Here is a 15,561-nt window from a genome sequence, read left to right as displayed (position 1 = left end):
CATGAGTGGACTCGGTGGATTGAACAAGTCGAAGGCCGGCGTGGTGCTGGGCCTGGTGCAACTGCAGTTGCCGGTGGTGGTGACGCCGCAGGATCTGGCGGCGCAGACACTGCGCATCTGCGAGCTGGTCGGCAAGGCGCGCCGCAACCTGTCGACGATGGACCTGGTGGTGTTCCCCGAGTACGCGCTGCACGGCCTGTCGATGGACACCAACCCCGCCATCATGTGCACGCTGGACGGGCCGGAGGTGGCGGCCTTCAAGGCGGCCTGCGTGGAGCACCGCATCTGGGGCTGTTTTTCCATCATGGAAGCCAACCCCGGCGGCAACCCCTACAACAGCGGCCTCGTCATCGACGACCTGGGGGCCATCCAGCTCTACTACCGCAAGCTGCACCCCTGGGTGCCGGTCGAGCCCTGGGAGCCGGGCAACCTGGGCGTGCCGGTGTGCGTGGGGCCGAACGGCGTCAAGCTGTCGCTCATCATCTGCCATGACGGCATGTTCCCCGAGATGGCGCGCGAGGCCGCGTACAAGGGCGCAGAGGTCATCTTGCGCACGGCCGGGTACACCGCGCCCATCCGCCACGCGTGGCGGATCACGAACCAGAGCAACGCGTTTCAGAACCTCGCCTACACCGCCAGCGTGTGCATGTGCGGCAGCGACGGCAGCTTCGATTCCATGGGCCAGGGCATGTTCTGCAGCTTCGACGGCACCGTCATGGTGGAGGGCGGCGGCCGGCCCGATGAGATCGTCACCGCCGAGCTGCGGCCCGACCTGGTGCGCGAGGCGCGCGCCGGCTGGGGCGTGGAGAACAACCCCTACCAGCTCTGGCACCGTGGCTACGTGGCGGTGCAGGGCGGCGCGCAGGACTGCCCGTACACGTTCATGCAGGACATGGTGGCGGGGCGCTACCGGTTGCCGTGGGCGGACACGGTGCAGGTGACGGACGGCACATCTTGCGGCTTCGCGCCGCCGACGCGGCCGTACGGCGGCGACGGCATCAACCCGGTGATGGACCCAGCACCACCGGCTTTGCGAAAGGTGGCATGACATGAACGTCGGCCTCGACACCGCTGCCAGCCGCCACGTCCGCGCGAACCCCTACGCCTGGCCGTACGACGGCAGCCTGCGCGCCGACAACACCGCGCTGATCGTCATCGACATGCAGACCGACTTCTGCGGCAAGGGTGGCTATGTGGACGTGATGGGCTACGACCTGTCGCTGACGCAGGCGCCCATCGCGCCGATCCGCCGGCTGTTGGAAGTGATGCGGCCACTGGGCTACACCATCATCCACACCCGCGAAGGCCACCGGCCCGACCTGTCGGACCTGCCGGCCAACAAGCGCTGGCGTTCGCGACAGATCGGCAAAGATGGCCTGGGCATCGGCGACGCCGGCCCCTGCGGCCGCATCCTCGTGCGCGGCGAGCCTGGCTGGCAGATCATTCCCGAGCTGGCGCCACTGCCCGGCGAGATCGTCATCGACAAGCCCGGCAAGGGCTCGTTCTACGCGACCGATCTGGAGATGGTGCTGCGCACGCGCGGCATCACCAACCTCATCCTCGCCGGCATCACCACCGACGTCTGCGTGCACACCACCATGCGCGACGCCAACGACCGCGGTTTCGAATGCCTGCTGCTGTCGGACTGCACGGCCGCCACCGACCCGGCCAACCACCAGGCCGCATTGAACATGGTCACGATGCAGGGCGGCGTGTTTGGCGCGCACGCCGCGTCGGCCGCATTGCTGGAGGCTTTGGCATGACCGCCACGCACATCGCTTCGCGGATCGTTGCGCCCCAAGGGGTTGCTGATGTGCCTTCGGGCCGCCGGAAGGCAGCGACATGATCGCCCCCGTCACGCCAACGCCCTCTGGCGCGGGCGCTCTTGCGCTGGAAACCTACGACCTGACCAAGCGCTTCGGCAGCTTCACGGCCATGGACCGCGTGAACATGCGCGTGGAGGCCGGCACCGTGCATGCGCTGCTGGGCGAGAACGGCGCGGGCAAGAGCACGCTGGTCAAGTGCGTGGCCGGCTTCCAGCAGGCCGAGGAAGGCGCCATCCTGATCGACGGCCGCGAGCGCGACATCGCCAACCCGATCGTCGCGCGGGCGCTGGGCATCGGCATGGTCTACCAGCACTTCACGCTGGCGCCCGGCATGACGGTGGCCGAAAACCTGCTGCTGGCCGGCGGCGACACACCGGCCGTCATCGACTGGAAGGCCAAGCGCGCCGAACTGCAGGCCTTCCTCGCGACCACGCCGTTCACGCTGGATCTGGACGCGCGGCCGGCCGAGCTGGCCGCTGGCGAGAAGCAGAAGCTCGAACTGCTCAAGCAGCTCTACCTGAAGCCGCGCCTGTTGATCCTGGACGAGCCCACCTCCGTGCTGACGCCGCAGGAGGCCGACGAGGTGCTGGGCCATGTGCGCGCGTTCGCGCAGAGCGGGCGCTGCACCGTGCTCATCATCACGCACAAGTTCCGCGAGGTCATGGCCTATACCGACGCCGTGACCGTGCTGCGCCGGGGCAAGGCCGTGCACCACTGCCGCGTGGCCGAGACCGACCCGGCCCGCCTTGCTGCCGCGATGATGGGCGAGGCGGCGACGCCGGCCGAGGTCTTGCATGCCGAGTCGGACCACGGCGCCGCCGCCGGGCGCGCACCGGTGCCGGCCGGGGCGCGCGAGGCGCTGCAGGTGCAGGGCCTCTCGGCCATGGGCGACCGTGGCACGTTGGCCGTGCACGAAGTGGCCTTGACGGTCAAGAGCGGCGAAATCCTGGGCGTGGCCGGCGTTTCCGGCAACGGCCAGCGTGAGTTGGTCGAGGCGCTCGTGGGCCAGCGCCCGCGCCATGCCGGCAGCGTGCGTGTGATGGGCGAGGCCTACGGTGCGCGCCGCAGCGAAAACGGCCGGCTGAAGGTGCGCAGCCTGCCCGAGGAGCCATTGCGCAATGCCTGCGTGGGGGACCTGTCGGTCGCCGAAAACATGGCGCTGCGCGACTACGACCAGCCGCCCCTGTCATCCGGCGGCTGGCTACGCTTCGGCCAATGGAAGCGCCGCGCGCGCGAGTGGATCGCCGAGTACGGCGTGAAGACGCAGGGCGAGGGCGCGCCCATCAAGAGCCTGTCGGGCGGCAACGTGCAGCGCGCCGTGCTGGCGCGCGAGCTGGCCGGCGACATCAACGTGCTGATCGCCGCCAACCCGGTGTTCGGCCTGGACTTCGCCGCCGTGCGCGAGATCCACAGCCGCATCGTGCAGGTGCGGGACAAGGGCGGCGCGGTGCTGCTGGTCAGCGAAGACCTGGACGAGCTGCTGGAGCTGTCGGACCGCATCGTGGTCATGAGCGAAGGCCGCATCGTGTACGAGACCCCGGCGGCTAGTGCAGAGCGCCATGTTCTCGGCGCCCACATGGGCGGCGGACATTAGCAATGGCACCCCCCAGTCTGCGCGCTGCGCCCTCCGCCAACCCCCTCTGGCTGCGCGATGGGGGCGCCGCCAACGGCCTGGCAGAGCCAGTTCCGCGGCGGCCCTGGCTTCTGCCCCGCTTGCGTGTCGAGCGTTCTGTGCCTGTGCAGCCCTGTTGTGAAGGATTCAGAAAATGAGCTCAGGCGAAGTGCACGACGCACCCACCCTCGTGGTCGAGGCCCAACCTTTCGACTTCGCGTTCGAGATGGCCAGCACGGCGCTGGTCATCATCGACATGCAGCGCGACTTCATCGAGCCGGGCGGCTTCGGCGCCAGCCTGGGCAACGACGTGAGCCTGCTGGCCGCCATCGTGCCGGCCTGCCGCGCCGTCCTCCAGGCCTGGCGCGCCAAGGGTGGCCTGGTGCTGCACACGCGCGAGGCGCACCGGCCCGATCTGCGCGACTGCCCGCCAGCCAAGCGGCTGCGCGGCAACCCCAGTCTGCGCATCGGCGACCCAGGGCCCATGGGCCGCGTGCTGGTGTCCGGTGAGCCCGGCGTGCAGATCATCCGCGCGCTGGCGCCGCTGCCCGGCGAGATCGTGGTCGACAAGCCGGGCAAGGGTATGTTCTACGCCACGCCGGTGCAGAACCTGCTGCAGCAGGCCGGCATCCGTTCCCTGGTGTTCATGGGCGTGACGACCGAGGTCTGCGTGCAGACCAGCATGCGCGAGGCCAACGACCGGGGCTACGAATGCCTGGTGCTGGAGGATTGCACCGAGAGCTACTTCCCCGCGTTCAAGGCGGCGGCGCTGGACATGATCCGCGCCCAGGGCGCCATCGTCGGCTGGACGGCCACCAGCGCCGCGCTGCAGGCGGCACTGCATTCGGAGTAAGGTCGCGGCTTCGTCCATTTCCGACTCGACGCGCCTCGTGCCCTCCACCGTCACCAAGAAGCCGCAGTCTGCCCCGGCCCCTGCATTTCGCTCGCGCGCGGACGAGGTCTACGAACAGCTCAAGCGCGACGTGGCCGACTTCCAGCTGGTGCCGGGCGACCGCTTCACCGAGAACGAAATCAGCGAGCGGCTGGGCGTGTCACGCACGCCGGTGCGCCAGGCCCTGTTCAGGCTGCAGCAGGAGGGCTTCGTCGAGGTGCTCTTCCGTGCTGGCTGGCGCGTGCTGCCATTCGACTTCGACCAGTTCGAGCAGCTTTACGACTTGCGCATGGTGCTGGAGACCACCGCCGTGCACCGATTGTGCGAGGACGCCCTGCGCGTCGACCATGCGCTGCTCGACGCACTGGCCGCGATCTGGATGGTGCCGCTGGCCGAGCGCAGCAGCGACATGGGCCAGGTCTCGCAGTGGGACGAAGAGTTCCACTGCCAACTGGTCGCAGCCGCCGGCAACGGCGAGATGGCCCGCGTGCACCGCGAGGTGACGGAGCGCATCCGCATCATCCGCCGGCTCGACTTCACGCAGCAGCCGCGCATCGACGCGACCTACGAAGAGCACATCAAGATCCTGCAGGCCGTGCAGCGCAAGCGCGGCGACCAGGCCGCCATGCTGCTGCGCGCCCACATCGAAACCAGCCAGGCCGAGGTGCGCAAGATCACGCTGCACCAGGTGCATCTGGCGCGGCAAGCGGGCTATAGCGGCGCACGGTAGACATTTTGTCGGCCTTGGCCCTGGCAAGCCGCGCCGCCATCGGCCGCAGAGCAGGCCCTGCCAGGCGAAGCCGCCTGGGGGTTGTGCGTCATACCCCAGCCTGCCCCCCGCGGCCCTGCGCCTTGGCCTTGTAGAGCATGGCGTCGGCACGGACCAGCAGCTCGGGCCAGCCCTGTTGCCGGTCCACGATCAGGGCCGTGCCCACGCTGGCACCGATCGACAGTTGCAGCGCACCGTACGAGAAGGGCAGGTGCGCGGCGGCCAGGATCTTGTCGGCCAGCGCCTGCACCGGCCCGGCTTTGCGCACGCCGGCCAGCACCACGGCGAATTCGTCACCGCCCAGCCGTGCCACGGCATCGATCGGGCGCACCAGGCCGCGCAGCCGCTCGGCGAAGTCGCGCAGCACCGCGTCGCCGGCTGGGTGGCCGTGCTGGTCGTTCACGGCCTTGAAATGGTCCAGGTCGATGCACAGCAAGGCCAGCGCCTCGCCGCCGGGCGCGGTCGCCTGATGCTGCATCCAGGCTTCGAAGCCGGCGCGGTTCAACAGACCGGTCAGCGGGTCGCGCTGGCTCAGATCGAGCAGGCGCAGGGCCTCGCGCCGGTGCTGGGTGATGTCCTGCGCCACGAACACGAAGCCATCCAGTGCGCCGCTGTCCAGCCGCAACGGAATGCAGCTGGCGGCCAGGTGCTGGATGGCGCGGTCGGGGAAGTGCAGCTCGTGCTCCTGCGTCTCGCCGGCCATGGCGAGCGCCATGCGTGGCTGCAGCAGCTCGAACTCGGCAGGGCGCAGCACATCCTGCACCTGGCGGCCGGTCACGTCCTCACGCGACAGGCCGTGCCAGCCCGCGAACGCGCTGTTGACGAAGCGGTAGCACCAATCGGTCCCCACCACCGCGACCATGGCCGGCACGACCTCGGCCACCGAATGCAGCGTGGCGGTCTGGCGCAACAGAGCGCGCTCGGTCTCGCTGCGCGCGGTGATGTCGATGCCGATCGTGAACATGCCGCGCACCGTTCCATCGTCGGCCAGGTCCGGGATCAACTGGCTGTCGATGCGTCGCAGCTGGCCGTCCACCTGGTCATCGAATTCGAAATGCTGCGGTTGGCCGGCCAGCGCCAGTTCGGCACGCGCGCGCACCTGCGGGTCGGGCTCGCGGTGCAGCAGCGCGCTGCGGGTCTGGCCCATCACCTCGTTGCGTTGGCGGCCGAAGCGTTCGGCCTGCGCGCGGTTGGCAAAACGGTACCTTCTGTCCTGGTCCACATAGGCGATGCGCGCGGGCAGGCTGTCGGTGATCTGGCGCAAAAAGCGCTCGCTGGCGGCCAGCCGCATCTCGGCCAGCTTGCGGGCGGTCACGTCGCGGCCGACCGAGTGCAGCATCACCCGGCCGTGCGCGTCCGGCCGGCAGGCGTTGGTCCAGGAGATCCAGCGCTCTGCACCATCCGGCTCGACCATGCGGTTCTCGCCGGCACCGGCCTCGCCGCTGGCCAGCACGTGGTGCAACATCGCGCGCACCTGCCCGCGGTCGGCCGCGTGCACGTAGTCGAACAGGTTGGCGCCCAGCATCTGCTGCGGCGTGCGGCCCAGGTGGGTGGCATAGGCTTGGTTGACATAGACCAGGGTGCCGTCGGGGCGCGACAGCGCCACCAGTTCGGACTGCCCGTCCAGCACCGCGCGATGCTGCGCCTCGCTTTCGGCCAGGATCATCTCGTGTGCGCTGCGCACCGCCAACGAACGCTCGATCAGGTCGCGCCGCATCTCCAGGGCCTGGCTCACCAGCTGCGCCAGATCCTGCAGGGTGCGGGTCTGCTCCGGGCTCAGATGCCGCGCGTGGTGGTCGATCACGCACAGCGTGCCGATGCGCTCGCCACCGCGCAGCGTCAGCGGGGCGCCGGCGTAGAAGCCGACGCAGGCTGGCCCCGTGACGAACGGGTTGGCCGCGAAACGGTCGTCTTCGCGCGGGTCTGGCACCTCGAAGACCTCGCCCTGCAAGATCGCATGGGCGCAGAACGACACGTCGCGCGGTGTCTCGCCGACGCCGGGCAGCCCGACTTCGGCCTTGAACCACTGGCGCTCGGCGTCGACCAGGCTCACCAGGCTGATGGGCGTGCCGCAGACCTGCGAGGCCATGTGTGTCAGCGAATCGAACAGTGGCTCCGGCGCGCTGTCCAGCACCATCAGTTCGCGCAGGCGCGCGAGACGTTCGGCCTCGTTGTCGGGGAGTGGTGCGGGCACGGTCATGAAGATGGTTCCTGCAACAGTATGGCCTCGCACAGGCCCGGCGATCCCGTTGATCAGAGGGTCATGTCGTAGTCGATCGTCAGCGGCGCGTGGTCGGAGAAGCGCTGGTCCTTGAACACAGCAGCGCTGCGGGCATGGGCAGCGGTTGCTGCCGTGGCCAGTTGGTAGTCCAGCCGCCAGCCCACGTTGTTCGCCCAGGCCTGGCCGCGGTTGCTCCACCACGTATAACACTCACTGGTGGTCTCGGGATGTAGGCGGCGGTAGACATCGATCAGCCCGGTTTCCGACAGCAGCTTGCCCATCCACGCGCGTTCCTCGGGCAGGAAGCCACTGTTCTTCTGGTTGCTGCGCCAGTTCTTCAGGTCGATTTGCTGGTGCGCGATGTTGACGTCGCCGCACAGGATGAATTCGCGTTCGCGCTTCAGCGCGACGAGGTAGGGGTCGAACAGGTCGAGGAAGCGGAACTTGGCAGCCTGGCGGATCTCGCCCGAGGAGCCGCTGGGGAAATAGCAGCTGATCAGCGAGAACTTGCGCGCCGGCGTGTCGAAGCGCAATTCGATGGTGCGGCCTTCGGCGTCGAACTCCGGTGCGCCAAAGCCGATCCGTACGTCGCTCGGAACATGCCGGCTGTAGATCGCCACACCCGAATAGCCCTTCTTCTCGGCAAAATGGAAATACCCCTGCAGTCCCGCAAGTTGCTCAAAGCGGCCCTGCACGTCGGCGTGCTGGGCTTTGACCTCCTGTACGCAAATAGAATCCGGCGCCGTTGCCGCGAGCCAGGCTTCAACCCCCTTGCTGGTGGCGGAACGGATGCCGTTGAGATTCAGGCTGGTCAATTTGAACAAGGATGCCCCCATGGTGGATCAACAGGCCGATGCGTCGCGCGATGGCGAACCGGCTGGTCTGGCCCAGGATTTCGTGCGTTTTGCTGTCGACGCAGGCGTGCTGCGGTTCGGCGAATTCAAGACCAAGGCGGGCCGCATGAGCCCGTATTTTTTCAATGCCGGCTTGTTCGACGATGGGGCCAAGCTGGGCCGGCTGGCGGAATTTTATGCGTCGGCCCTGCAGGCCAGCCCGCTGCAGTTCGACATGATCTTCGGGCCGGCCTACAAGGGCATTCCGCTCGCAGCGGCCCTGGCGGTGGAGTTCGCGCGTCGCGGCCGCAACCTGCCGTTTGCCTACAACCGCAAGGAAGCCAAAGACCATGGCGAGGGCGGCAGCCTGGTCGGCGCGCCGCTCAAGGGTCGGGTGCTGGTGGTCGACGACGTGATGTCGGCCGGCACGGCGGTGCGTGAATCGATCGCGCTGATCCGCGCGGCCGGTGCCACGCCGCACGCCGTGGTCATCGCGCTGGACCGCCAGGAGATGGCGACCGAGAACGGGCGCGACGTGCCGCACAGCGCCGTGCAGTACGTGCGCGAGCAGTTGGGCCTGCAGGTCTGCGCGATTGCCGAGTTGCAGGATCTGCTGCGCTATCTGGAAGCCGGCCGCGCCGATGGCCTGGCCGAACACCACGCACGTGTCCTGGCCTACCGCCAGCGCTACGGGGTACTGCGGGACATGCCATCGTGAGCCTCAGGTGCGCGCGGCAGGGCTTGATGGTGGTGATGGCAGCCTGGGCGGGCCACGCGCTGGCGCAACCCGGCATCTACACCTGCGTGGACGGGCGCGGCAACCGCATCACGTCGGACCGGCCGATCGTCGAGTGCATCGACCGTTCGCAGAAAGAATTGAACCCCAGCGGCACGGTGCGGCGCAACGTCGGTCCCTCGCTCACGGCGCAGGAGCGCGCGGCCCAGGAGGAGCGTGATCGCCGTGCGGCCGAGGACCAGGCGCGTGTCGCCGAGGAGCGTCGCCGCAACCGCGCGATCTTGATGCGCTATCGCAACCAGGAGACGCACGACCGCGAGCGCCTGTCCGCGCTGAGCCTGGTCGACGAGGTGATCGCCACGGCACAAAAGCGGGTGGGTGAGCTGGACAAAGAGCGCGTGGGCATCAACAACGAGCTGGAGTTCTACCAAGGCGAGCCCGACAAGGTGCCGCCCAAGCTGCGCCGTCTGGTGGACGAGAACAACGCCAGCATGGCCGCGCAGAAGCGCTTCATCGCCGACCAGGAGGCCGAGAAGCAGCGCATCAATGCCCGCTTCGACGATGAGCTGTCCCGCCTGCGCCAGCTGTGGTCGCAGGCCCAGCCGGGCCGGCCGTAGGCGCCAGGGCCGCCCGGCTGCCCGACGGCGCTCGCCGGAAGGCGAGGCCCAAGGTGCCCCGCTTTGCGCCTAGGCGCTTTCCAGCTTCTTGCGCAGCAGCGCGTTGACCTGGGCCGGGTTGGCCTTGCCTTTGCTGGCCTTCATGGCCTGGCCGACCAGCGCGTTGAAGGCCTTGTCTTTGCCGGCCTTGAACTGCGCCACGTTGTCGGCGTTGGCGGCGATGACGGTGTCCAGGATGGCCTCCAGCGCACCGTCGTCGTTCATCTGCTTGAGGCCCTTGGCCTCGATGACGGCGTCCACCTGCGTGCCCTCGCCGCTCCACAGCGCATCGAACACCTGGCGCGCGGCACTGTTGGAGATGGTGTTGTCGGCGATGCGGGCGATCAGCGCGCCCAGCTGGGCGGCCGACACCGGGGCTTGGTCGATGCCGGTCTCGCCTGCGTTGAGCCGTCGCGGCAGCTCGCCCATGGTCCAGTTGCTGGCCAGCTTGGCCTGGCCGCTGGCGCGGGCCGCTTCCTCGAAGTAGGCGGCCATGGCCTTGCTCTGCGTCAGCTGCGCCGCGTCGTAGGCGGGCAGGCCGTAGTCGGCGACGAAGCGCTGCGCCATGGCGCGCGGCAACTCGGGCATCTCGGCGCGCACCTGCTCCACCCACTCGGGCGCAATCACCAGCGGCGGCAGGTCCGGGTCGGGGAAGTAGCGGTAGTCGGCCGCGTCTTCCTTGGTGCGCATGGCGCGCGTCTCGCCCGTGTCGGGGTCGTACAGCACGGTGGCCTGCTGGATCGCGTGGCCGTCTTCGATCTGCTCGATCTGCCAGCGCACCTCGTAGTCGATGGCCTGCTGCATGAACTTGAAGCTGTTCAGGTTCTTGATCTCGCGCCGCGTGCCCAGCTTCTCGCCGGGCCTGCGCACCGAGACATTGGCGTCGCAGCGGAAGCTGCCTTCCTGCATGTTGCCGTCGCAGATGCCGATCCAGGTGACGATCTTGTGCAGCTCGCGGGCGTAGGCCACGGCTTCGGCGGACGAGCGGATGTCCGGCTCGGTCACGATCTCCAGCAGCGGCGTGCCGGCGCGGTTCAGGTCGATGCCGGATTGGCCAACGAAGTCCTCGTGCAGCGACTTGCCGGCGTCTTCTTCCAGGTGGGCGCGCACCAGGCGCACGGTCTTGTGCTCGTCGCCCAGGTAGAAGCTGACTGTGCCGCCCTGCACGACGGGGATCTCGTACTGGCTGATCTGGTAGCCCTTGGGCAGATCAGGGTAGAAGTAGTTCTTGCGCGCGAAGATGCTGCGCGGCGCAATCGTGGAGCCCAGCGCCAGCCCGAGGCGGATCGCGCGCTCGACCGCGCCCTTGTTCATGACCGGCAGCGTGCCCGGCAGCGCGAGGTCGACCGCGCAGGCCTGCGTGTTCGGCTCGGCGCCGAAGGCCGTGGACGCGCGGCTGAAAATCTTGCTGGCCGTGGACAGTTGTGCGTGGGTCTCGAAGCCGATGACGACTTCATAGCCACGCACCAGCGGGCCGGTGGGGCGGCCGATCTGCGCCGCCTCGAAGGTGTTGATGGCTTCAGTCATCTCAAAAACCCCCCGGTGCGCGGAGGTGGAAATCGGTCACCTGCTGGAAGCGGTGCGCCGCGTTCAGCAGCTTGGCCTCGCCGAAATAGTTGCCGATCAGCTGTAGCCCGACCGGCATGCCGCCTTCACCGAAGCCGCAGGGCAGGCTCATGCCCGGCAGGCCGGCCAGCGAGCCGGGCAGCGTGAAGATATCGGCCAGGTAGTTGGCGACCGGGTCGTCGGCCTTGTCGCCAAGCTTCCAGGCCACCGTGGGCGCGACCGGGCCGGCGATGGCATCGCAGGTCTGGAAGGCCTGCTGGAAGTCATCCGCAATGAGGCGGCGGATCTGCTGCGCCTTCAGGTAGTAGGCGTCGTAGTAGCCGTGGCTCAGCACATAGGTGCCGATCATGATGCGGCGCTTGACCTCGTCGCCGAAGCCTTCGGCGCGTGACTTCTTGTACATGTCCAGCAGGTCGCCGTGCTGCGCTGCGCGGTGGCCAAACTTCACGCCGTCGAAGCGGCTGAGGTTGGAGCTGGCCTCGGCCGGCGCGATGATGTAGTAGACCGGGATCGACAGCTCGGTGCGCGGCAGCGAGATCTCGACCAGCCGCGCGCCCAGGGCCTCGTACTGCTTCAGCGCCGCGTCGATGGCGGTGCGGACATCGGCCGACAGGCCGTCGCCGAAGAATTCCTTGGGCACGCCGATGCGCAGGCCGTCCAGGCGGTCGTTCAGTTGGCGGCTGTAGTCCTCGGCGGGCAGGTCCAGCGAGGTGGAGTCGCGGTCCAGATCCGGGCCGCAGAGCGTGGACAGCAGCAGCGCGCAGTCTTCGGCGCTGCGCGCCATCGGCCCGGCCTGGTCCAGACTGGAAGCAAAGGCCACCATGCCGTAGCGTGAGGCACGGCCGTAGGTCGGCTTGATGCCGGTCACACCGCAGAACGAGGCCGGCTGGCGGATCGAGCCACCAGTGTCCGTGCCAGTGGCGGCCGGCGTGAGGCGCGCTGCCACCGCCGCTGCGCTGCCGCCCGACGAGCCGCCCGGGATGCGGCTGGTGTCCCAGGGGTTGTGCACCACGCCGTAGGCCGAGTTCTCGTTGGACGAGCCCATCGCGAACTCATCGCAGTTGAGCTTGCCCAGCGTCACCGCGCCGGCAGCTGCCAGGCGTGCGACCGTGGTCGCGTCGAACGGCGAGCGGTAGCCCTGCAGCATCTTCGAGCCGGCCGTGGTGGGAAAGTCGCGCGTGACGAAGATGTCTTTGTGCGCGATCGGCACGCCGGCCAGCGGGCCGGCCGTGCCGGCGGCGATGGCCGCGTCGGCCGCGCGCGCCTGGGCCAGCGTGGCGTCTGCATCGAGCGCGACGAAGGCGCCAAGCGCCCGGTGCGCGTCGATGCGGGCGAGAAAATGTTGGGCCGCCTCGACGGCCGAGAGTTCACGCGCCTTCAGGCGGGCGGCCAGGTCGACGACCGAGGTGTTGTGCAGATCCAGGGCCATGGCTTACTCGATCACCTTGGGCACGAGGAACAGCCCGCGCTCGACCGCCGGCGCGCTGCGCTGGTTCGCGTCGCGCTGGTCCGGCTCGCTCGCCACGTCATCGCGCAGGCGCAACACCACATCGGCCAGCACGCTGCTGGGGTGGGCCAGCGGCTCCACGCCGGTGGTGTCCACCGCGCGCATGCGCTCCACGATGTCGAAGAAGCCGTTGATCTGGGTCAGCATGCGCGCGCTCTCGGCGCTCGCCAGTTCCAGGCGTGCCAGGTCGGCGATGCGGGTGATGTCGGTGGAGGTCAGGGACATGGCAAACAAGCAAGCAACAATGCCGTACAAACACATCGCCAGAGGCTTTGCAGGGGGTTTCTACGGGGGGATCGGGTATTATCCCGCCTTTGCGCAACGGCCCGCAAAGGGCCGGCAAATGCGCTCAACACCCCCAGTTTCGACCTGATGCAGAGGGCGACCGCATGCCGAAGCGCGTGCCGTGCCCCGAGAGGAATTTTTCAATGTTTGGTGCTTTTCGTCGGTATTTCTCCACCGACCTGGCGATCGATCTTGGCACGGCCAATACCCTGATCTACGTACGTGACAAGGGCATCGTGCTGGACGAGCCCTCCGTGGTGGCGATCCGCCACGAAGGTGGGCCGCAGGGCAAGAAAACGATCCAGGCCGTCGGCAAGGAAGCCAAGGCCATGCTGGGCAAGGTGCCCGGCAACATCGAGGCCATCCGGCCGATGAAGGATGGCGTCATCGCCGACTTCACCGTCACCGAGCAGATGCTCAAGCAGTTCATCAAGATGGTGCATCCGCGCGGGGTCTTCCGGCCCAGCCCACGCATCATCATCTGCGTGCCCTGTGGCTCGACCCAGGTCGAACGCCGCGCCATCCGCGAATCCGCCCTGGGCGCCGGCGCCTCGCAGGTCTACTTGATCGAAGAGCCGATGGCCGCCGCGCTGGGCGCCGGCCTGCCGGTGTCCGAGGCCAGCGGCTCCATGGTGGTGGACATCGGCGGCGGCACGACCGAAGTCGGCGTCATCAGCCTGGGCGGCATGGTCTACAAGGGCAGCGTGCGCGTGGGGGGCGACCGTTTCGACGACGCCATCATCAACTACATCCGCCGCAACTACGGCATGCTGATCGGCGAGCCGACGGCCGAGTCCATCAAGAAGCACATCGGTTCGGCCTTTCCGGGCTCCGAGGTCAAGGAGATGGAAGTCAAGGGCCGCAACCTGTCCGAAGGCGTGCCGCGCAGCTTCACGATCTCGTCCAATGAGATCCTGGAGGCGCTGACCGACCCGCTGAACAACATCGTCGCCTCCGTCAAGAACGCGCTGGAGCAGACGCCGCCCGAACTGGGAGCCGACATCGCCGAGCGCGGCATGATGCTGACCGGCGGCGGCGCGCTGCTGCGCGACCTGGACCGCCTGCTGGCCGAGGAAACCGGCCTGCCGGTGCTGGTGGCCGAAGACCCGTTGACCTGCGTGGTGCGCGGGTGCGGCATTGCGCTGGAGCGGATGGACAGGCTCGGGTCCATCTTCACCAGCGAATAGGCGCCAGGGGCGGCGATGCCACTCGGTACGCTGGACAGGACCCCGCCGCCGTTCTTCAAGCAAGGCCCGTCGGCGCTCACCAAGCTGATGTTTTTCAGCGCGTTTGCGCTGTTCCTGATGGTCGCGGACGCGCGCTTTGCCATCATGCGGCCACTGCGCGCCGGTATTTCCACGGTGCTCTACCCCGTCCAATGGCTGGCCATGGGGCCGGTGCGTCTGCTGCAGGGCGGCGCCGGCTACATGGATGGCCTGACCGAAGTGCAGGCCCGCGCCGATGCCGCCACGCGCAAGCTGGCCCTGCAATCGCAGCGTGCTGGCCAGGCCGACCTGCTGGCGCTGGAGAACGAACGCCTGCGCCGCCTGCTGGGCCTGCGCGAGCAGCTCGCCACGCCAGGCCAGGCGGCCGAGGTGCTCTACGACGCCGCCGATCCGTACACCCGCAAGGTCATCATCGACCGAGGCATGACGCATGGCGTCGTCGCCGGCGCGCCGGTGCTGGACGAGGCGGGCGTGCTGGGCCAGGTGACGCGCGTGCTGCCGCTGGTCAGCGAGGTGACCCTGCTGATCGACCGCGACCAGGCCATTCCCGTGCTGAACACGCGCACCGGCGCGCGCAGCGTGGCCTACGGCAACCCGGGGTATTTGGGCGGCGTGTTGGAACTGCGCTTCATGGCCGGCAATTCCGATGTGCAGGTGGGTGACCTGCTGTCGACCAGCGGTGTCGATGGTGTCTACCCGGCCGGCCTGCGGGTGGCCATGGTCGAGTCGGTGGAGCGCCAAGCCGATTCGGCCTTCGCGCGGATCTACTGTCGCCCGCTGTCGCTGCTCTCTGGCGTGCGCCATGTGATCGTGTTGCAGCCGCTGACGACGCCGCGTGACGGCGCGGCCGTGAAGGACGAGGCAGCGCCCGCCCCGGCGAAGGGAGCATCGCGATGATCATGCGCCGTGGCCAGCAGTTGCTGCTGCCAGCCAGCCCCGTGTTCATCTGGGCCAGCCTGCTCGCAGCGCTGGTGCTGAACATGATGCAGAACATGGGCCTGTGGGGCCGTGCGCCGTGGATACCCGACTTCGTCGCCGTGGTGCTGGTGTTCTGGACGGTGCACCAGCCGCAGCGCGTGGGGGTCGGCACGGCTTTCGTGCTGGGGCTGTGCATGGACGTGCACCAGGCCGCGTGGCTGGGACAGCACGCGATGGCCTACACCGTGCTGGGTTACCTGGCCATCACGATCCACCGGCGGCTGCTATGGTTCCCCGTCCCGGTGCAGGCGCTGCAGGTGCTGCCGCTGTTCCTGGTGGCCCATGCCATCGAGCTGGTGCTGCGCATGGTGGGGGGCGGCAGCTTTCCCGGGATCTGGCTGATGCTGGGGCCGGTGCTGGAGGCGCTGCTGTGGCCGGTGGTCAGCGTGGCGCTGCTGCTGCCGCAGCGCCGAGCGCCCGACCCGGACGCCAACAGGCCGTTGTGAACCAGGGC

Annotated in this window: 15 protein-coding genes; 10 read left to right on the top strand and 5 right to left on the bottom strand. The window is 68.5% G+C overall.

Annotated elements, in window-relative coordinates; genetic code table 11:
- Position 1: 1 nt before the first annotated feature.
- The 5 genes from AC099J_RS13375 to AC099J_RS13355 all read left to right on the top strand — a co-directional run bounded on the left by AC099J_RS13375 (position 2) and on the right by AC099J_RS13355 (position 5,060).
- A complete protein-coding gene (locus AC099J_RS13375) occupies positions 2 to 1,048 on the top strand; it encodes a formamidase (protein ID WP_479615748.1) in 1,047 nt (348 codons plus the stop codon).
- A 1-nt stretch (position 1,049) separates the two neighbouring features.
- Entirely contained in the window at positions 1,050 to 1,763 is a 714-nt protein-coding gene (biuH, locus tag AC099J_RS13370) for a biuret amidohydrolase (RefSeq protein WP_479615747.1), read from the top strand.
- Between the two features lie 79 nt (positions 1,764 to 1,842).
- On the top strand, positions 1,843 to 3,420 hold the full coding sequence (locus tag AC099J_RS13365) for an ABC transporter ATP-binding protein (RefSeq protein WP_479615746.1): 1,578 nt from the start codon (positions 1,843 to 1,845) through the stop codon (positions 3,418 to 3,420).
- Between the two features lie 172 nt (positions 3,421 to 3,592).
- A complete protein-coding gene (locus tag AC099J_RS13360) occupies positions 3,593 to 4,291 on the top strand; it encodes a cysteine hydrolase family protein (protein WP_479615745.1) in 699 nt (232 codons plus the stop codon).
- A gap of 37 nt (positions 4,292 to 4,328) precedes the next feature.
- Positions 4,329 to 5,060, top strand: a complete 732-nt coding sequence (locus AC099J_RS13355; RefSeq protein WP_479615744.1) for a GntR family transcriptional regulator — start codon at positions 4,329 to 4,331, stop codon at positions 5,058 to 5,060.
- Between the two features lie 88 nt (positions 5,061 to 5,148).
- Here the strand turns inward: AC099J_RS13355 and AC099J_RS13350 are convergent, their stop codons facing one another.
- Both AC099J_RS13350 and AC099J_RS13345 read right to left on the bottom strand, forming a co-directional pair.
- Positions 5,149 to 7,293 (bottom strand): sensor domain-containing diguanylate cyclase, encoded by a 2,145-nt coding sequence (locus AC099J_RS13350; protein ID WP_479615743.1) that lies wholly within the window; start codon positions 7,291 to 7,293, stop codon positions 5,149 to 5,151.
- 59 nt (positions 7,294 to 7,352) lie between these two features.
- Positions 7,353 to 8,144 (bottom strand): exodeoxyribonuclease III, encoded by a 792-nt coding sequence (locus tag AC099J_RS13345; RefSeq protein WP_479615742.1) that lies wholly within the window; start codon positions 8,142 to 8,144, stop codon positions 7,353 to 7,355.
- Between the two features lie 10 nt (positions 8,145 to 8,154).
- Here AC099J_RS13345 and pyrE point away from each other — a divergent pair, with 10 nt between their 5' ends.
- Complete coding sequence (pyrE, locus tag AC099J_RS13340) at positions 8,155 to 8,871, top strand: orotate phosphoribosyltransferase (RefSeq protein WP_479615741.1); 717 nt, start codon at positions 8,155 to 8,157, stop codon at positions 8,869 to 8,871.
- Positions 8,868 to 9,506: a DUF4124 domain-containing protein gene (locus AC099J_RS13335; RefSeq protein WP_479615740.1), complete on the top strand. Its 639-nt coding sequence runs from the start codon at positions 8,868 to 8,870 to the stop codon at positions 9,504 to 9,506. The genes pyrE and AC099J_RS13335 overlap by 4 nt, the downstream gene beginning before the upstream one ends.
- 69 nt (positions 9,507 to 9,575) lie before the next feature.
- Here AC099J_RS13335 and gatB read toward each other — a convergent pair whose 3' ends face one another.
- From gatB to gatC, 3 genes are read right to left on the bottom strand one after another with little or no spacing between them, the layout of a single operon-like run.
- Positions 9,576 to 11,072, bottom strand: coding sequence for an Asp-tRNA(Asn)/Glu-tRNA(Gln) amidotransferase subunit GatB (gatB, locus tag AC099J_RS13330; RefSeq protein ID WP_479615739.1), 1,497 nt, complete (start codon positions 11,070 to 11,072; stop codon positions 9,576 to 9,578).
- A 1-nt stretch (position 11,073) separates the two neighbouring features.
- Positions 11,074 to 12,540 carry an Asp-tRNA(Asn)/Glu-tRNA(Gln) amidotransferase subunit GatA gene (gene gatA / locus AC099J_RS13325; RefSeq protein ID WP_479615738.1) on the bottom strand — a complete coding sequence of 489 codons (1,467 nt, stop codon included), beginning with the start codon at positions 12,538 to 12,540 and terminating at the stop codon, positions 11,074 to 11,076.
- 3 nt (positions 12,541 to 12,543) lie between these two features.
- Positions 12,544 to 12,843 (bottom strand): Asp-tRNA(Asn)/Glu-tRNA(Gln) amidotransferase subunit GatC, encoded by a 300-nt coding sequence (gene gatC / locus AC099J_RS13320; RefSeq protein ID WP_479615737.1) that lies wholly within the window; start codon positions 12,841 to 12,843, stop codon positions 12,544 to 12,546.
- Positions 12,844 to 13,046: 203 nt separating this feature from the next.
- On the opposite strand from gatC, the gene AC099J_RS13315 reads away from it, so the two are divergent.
- The 3 genes from AC099J_RS13315 to mreD are packed head-to-tail and all read left to right on the top strand — an operon-like array spanning position 13,047 to position 15,553.
- Positions 13,047 to 14,090: a rod shape-determining protein gene (locus AC099J_RS13315; RefSeq protein WP_479615736.1), complete on the top strand. Its 1,044-nt coding sequence runs from the start codon at positions 13,047 to 13,049 to the stop codon at positions 14,088 to 14,090.
- Between the two features lie 15 nt (positions 14,091 to 14,105).
- Positions 14,106 to 15,026, top strand: a complete 921-nt coding sequence (gene mreC, locus AC099J_RS13310; RefSeq protein ID WP_479615735.1) for a rod shape-determining protein MreC — start codon at positions 14,106 to 14,108, stop codon at positions 15,024 to 15,026.
- Positions 15,023 to 15,553 carry a rod shape-determining protein MreD gene (gene mreD / locus AC099J_RS13305; RefSeq protein WP_479615734.1) on the top strand — a complete coding sequence of 177 codons (531 nt, stop codon included), beginning with the start codon at positions 15,023 to 15,025 and terminating at the stop codon, positions 15,551 to 15,553. The genes mreC and mreD overlap by 4 nt, the downstream gene beginning before the upstream one ends.
- Positions 15,554 to 15,561: the final 8 nt, after the last annotated feature.

It is taken from the genome of Rhodoferax sp. RT4P68 (genome assembly GCF_056521305.1).
Note: the sequence above shows the minus strand (reverse complement) of the source record. Positions and strands in the feature narration are given on the sequence as shown.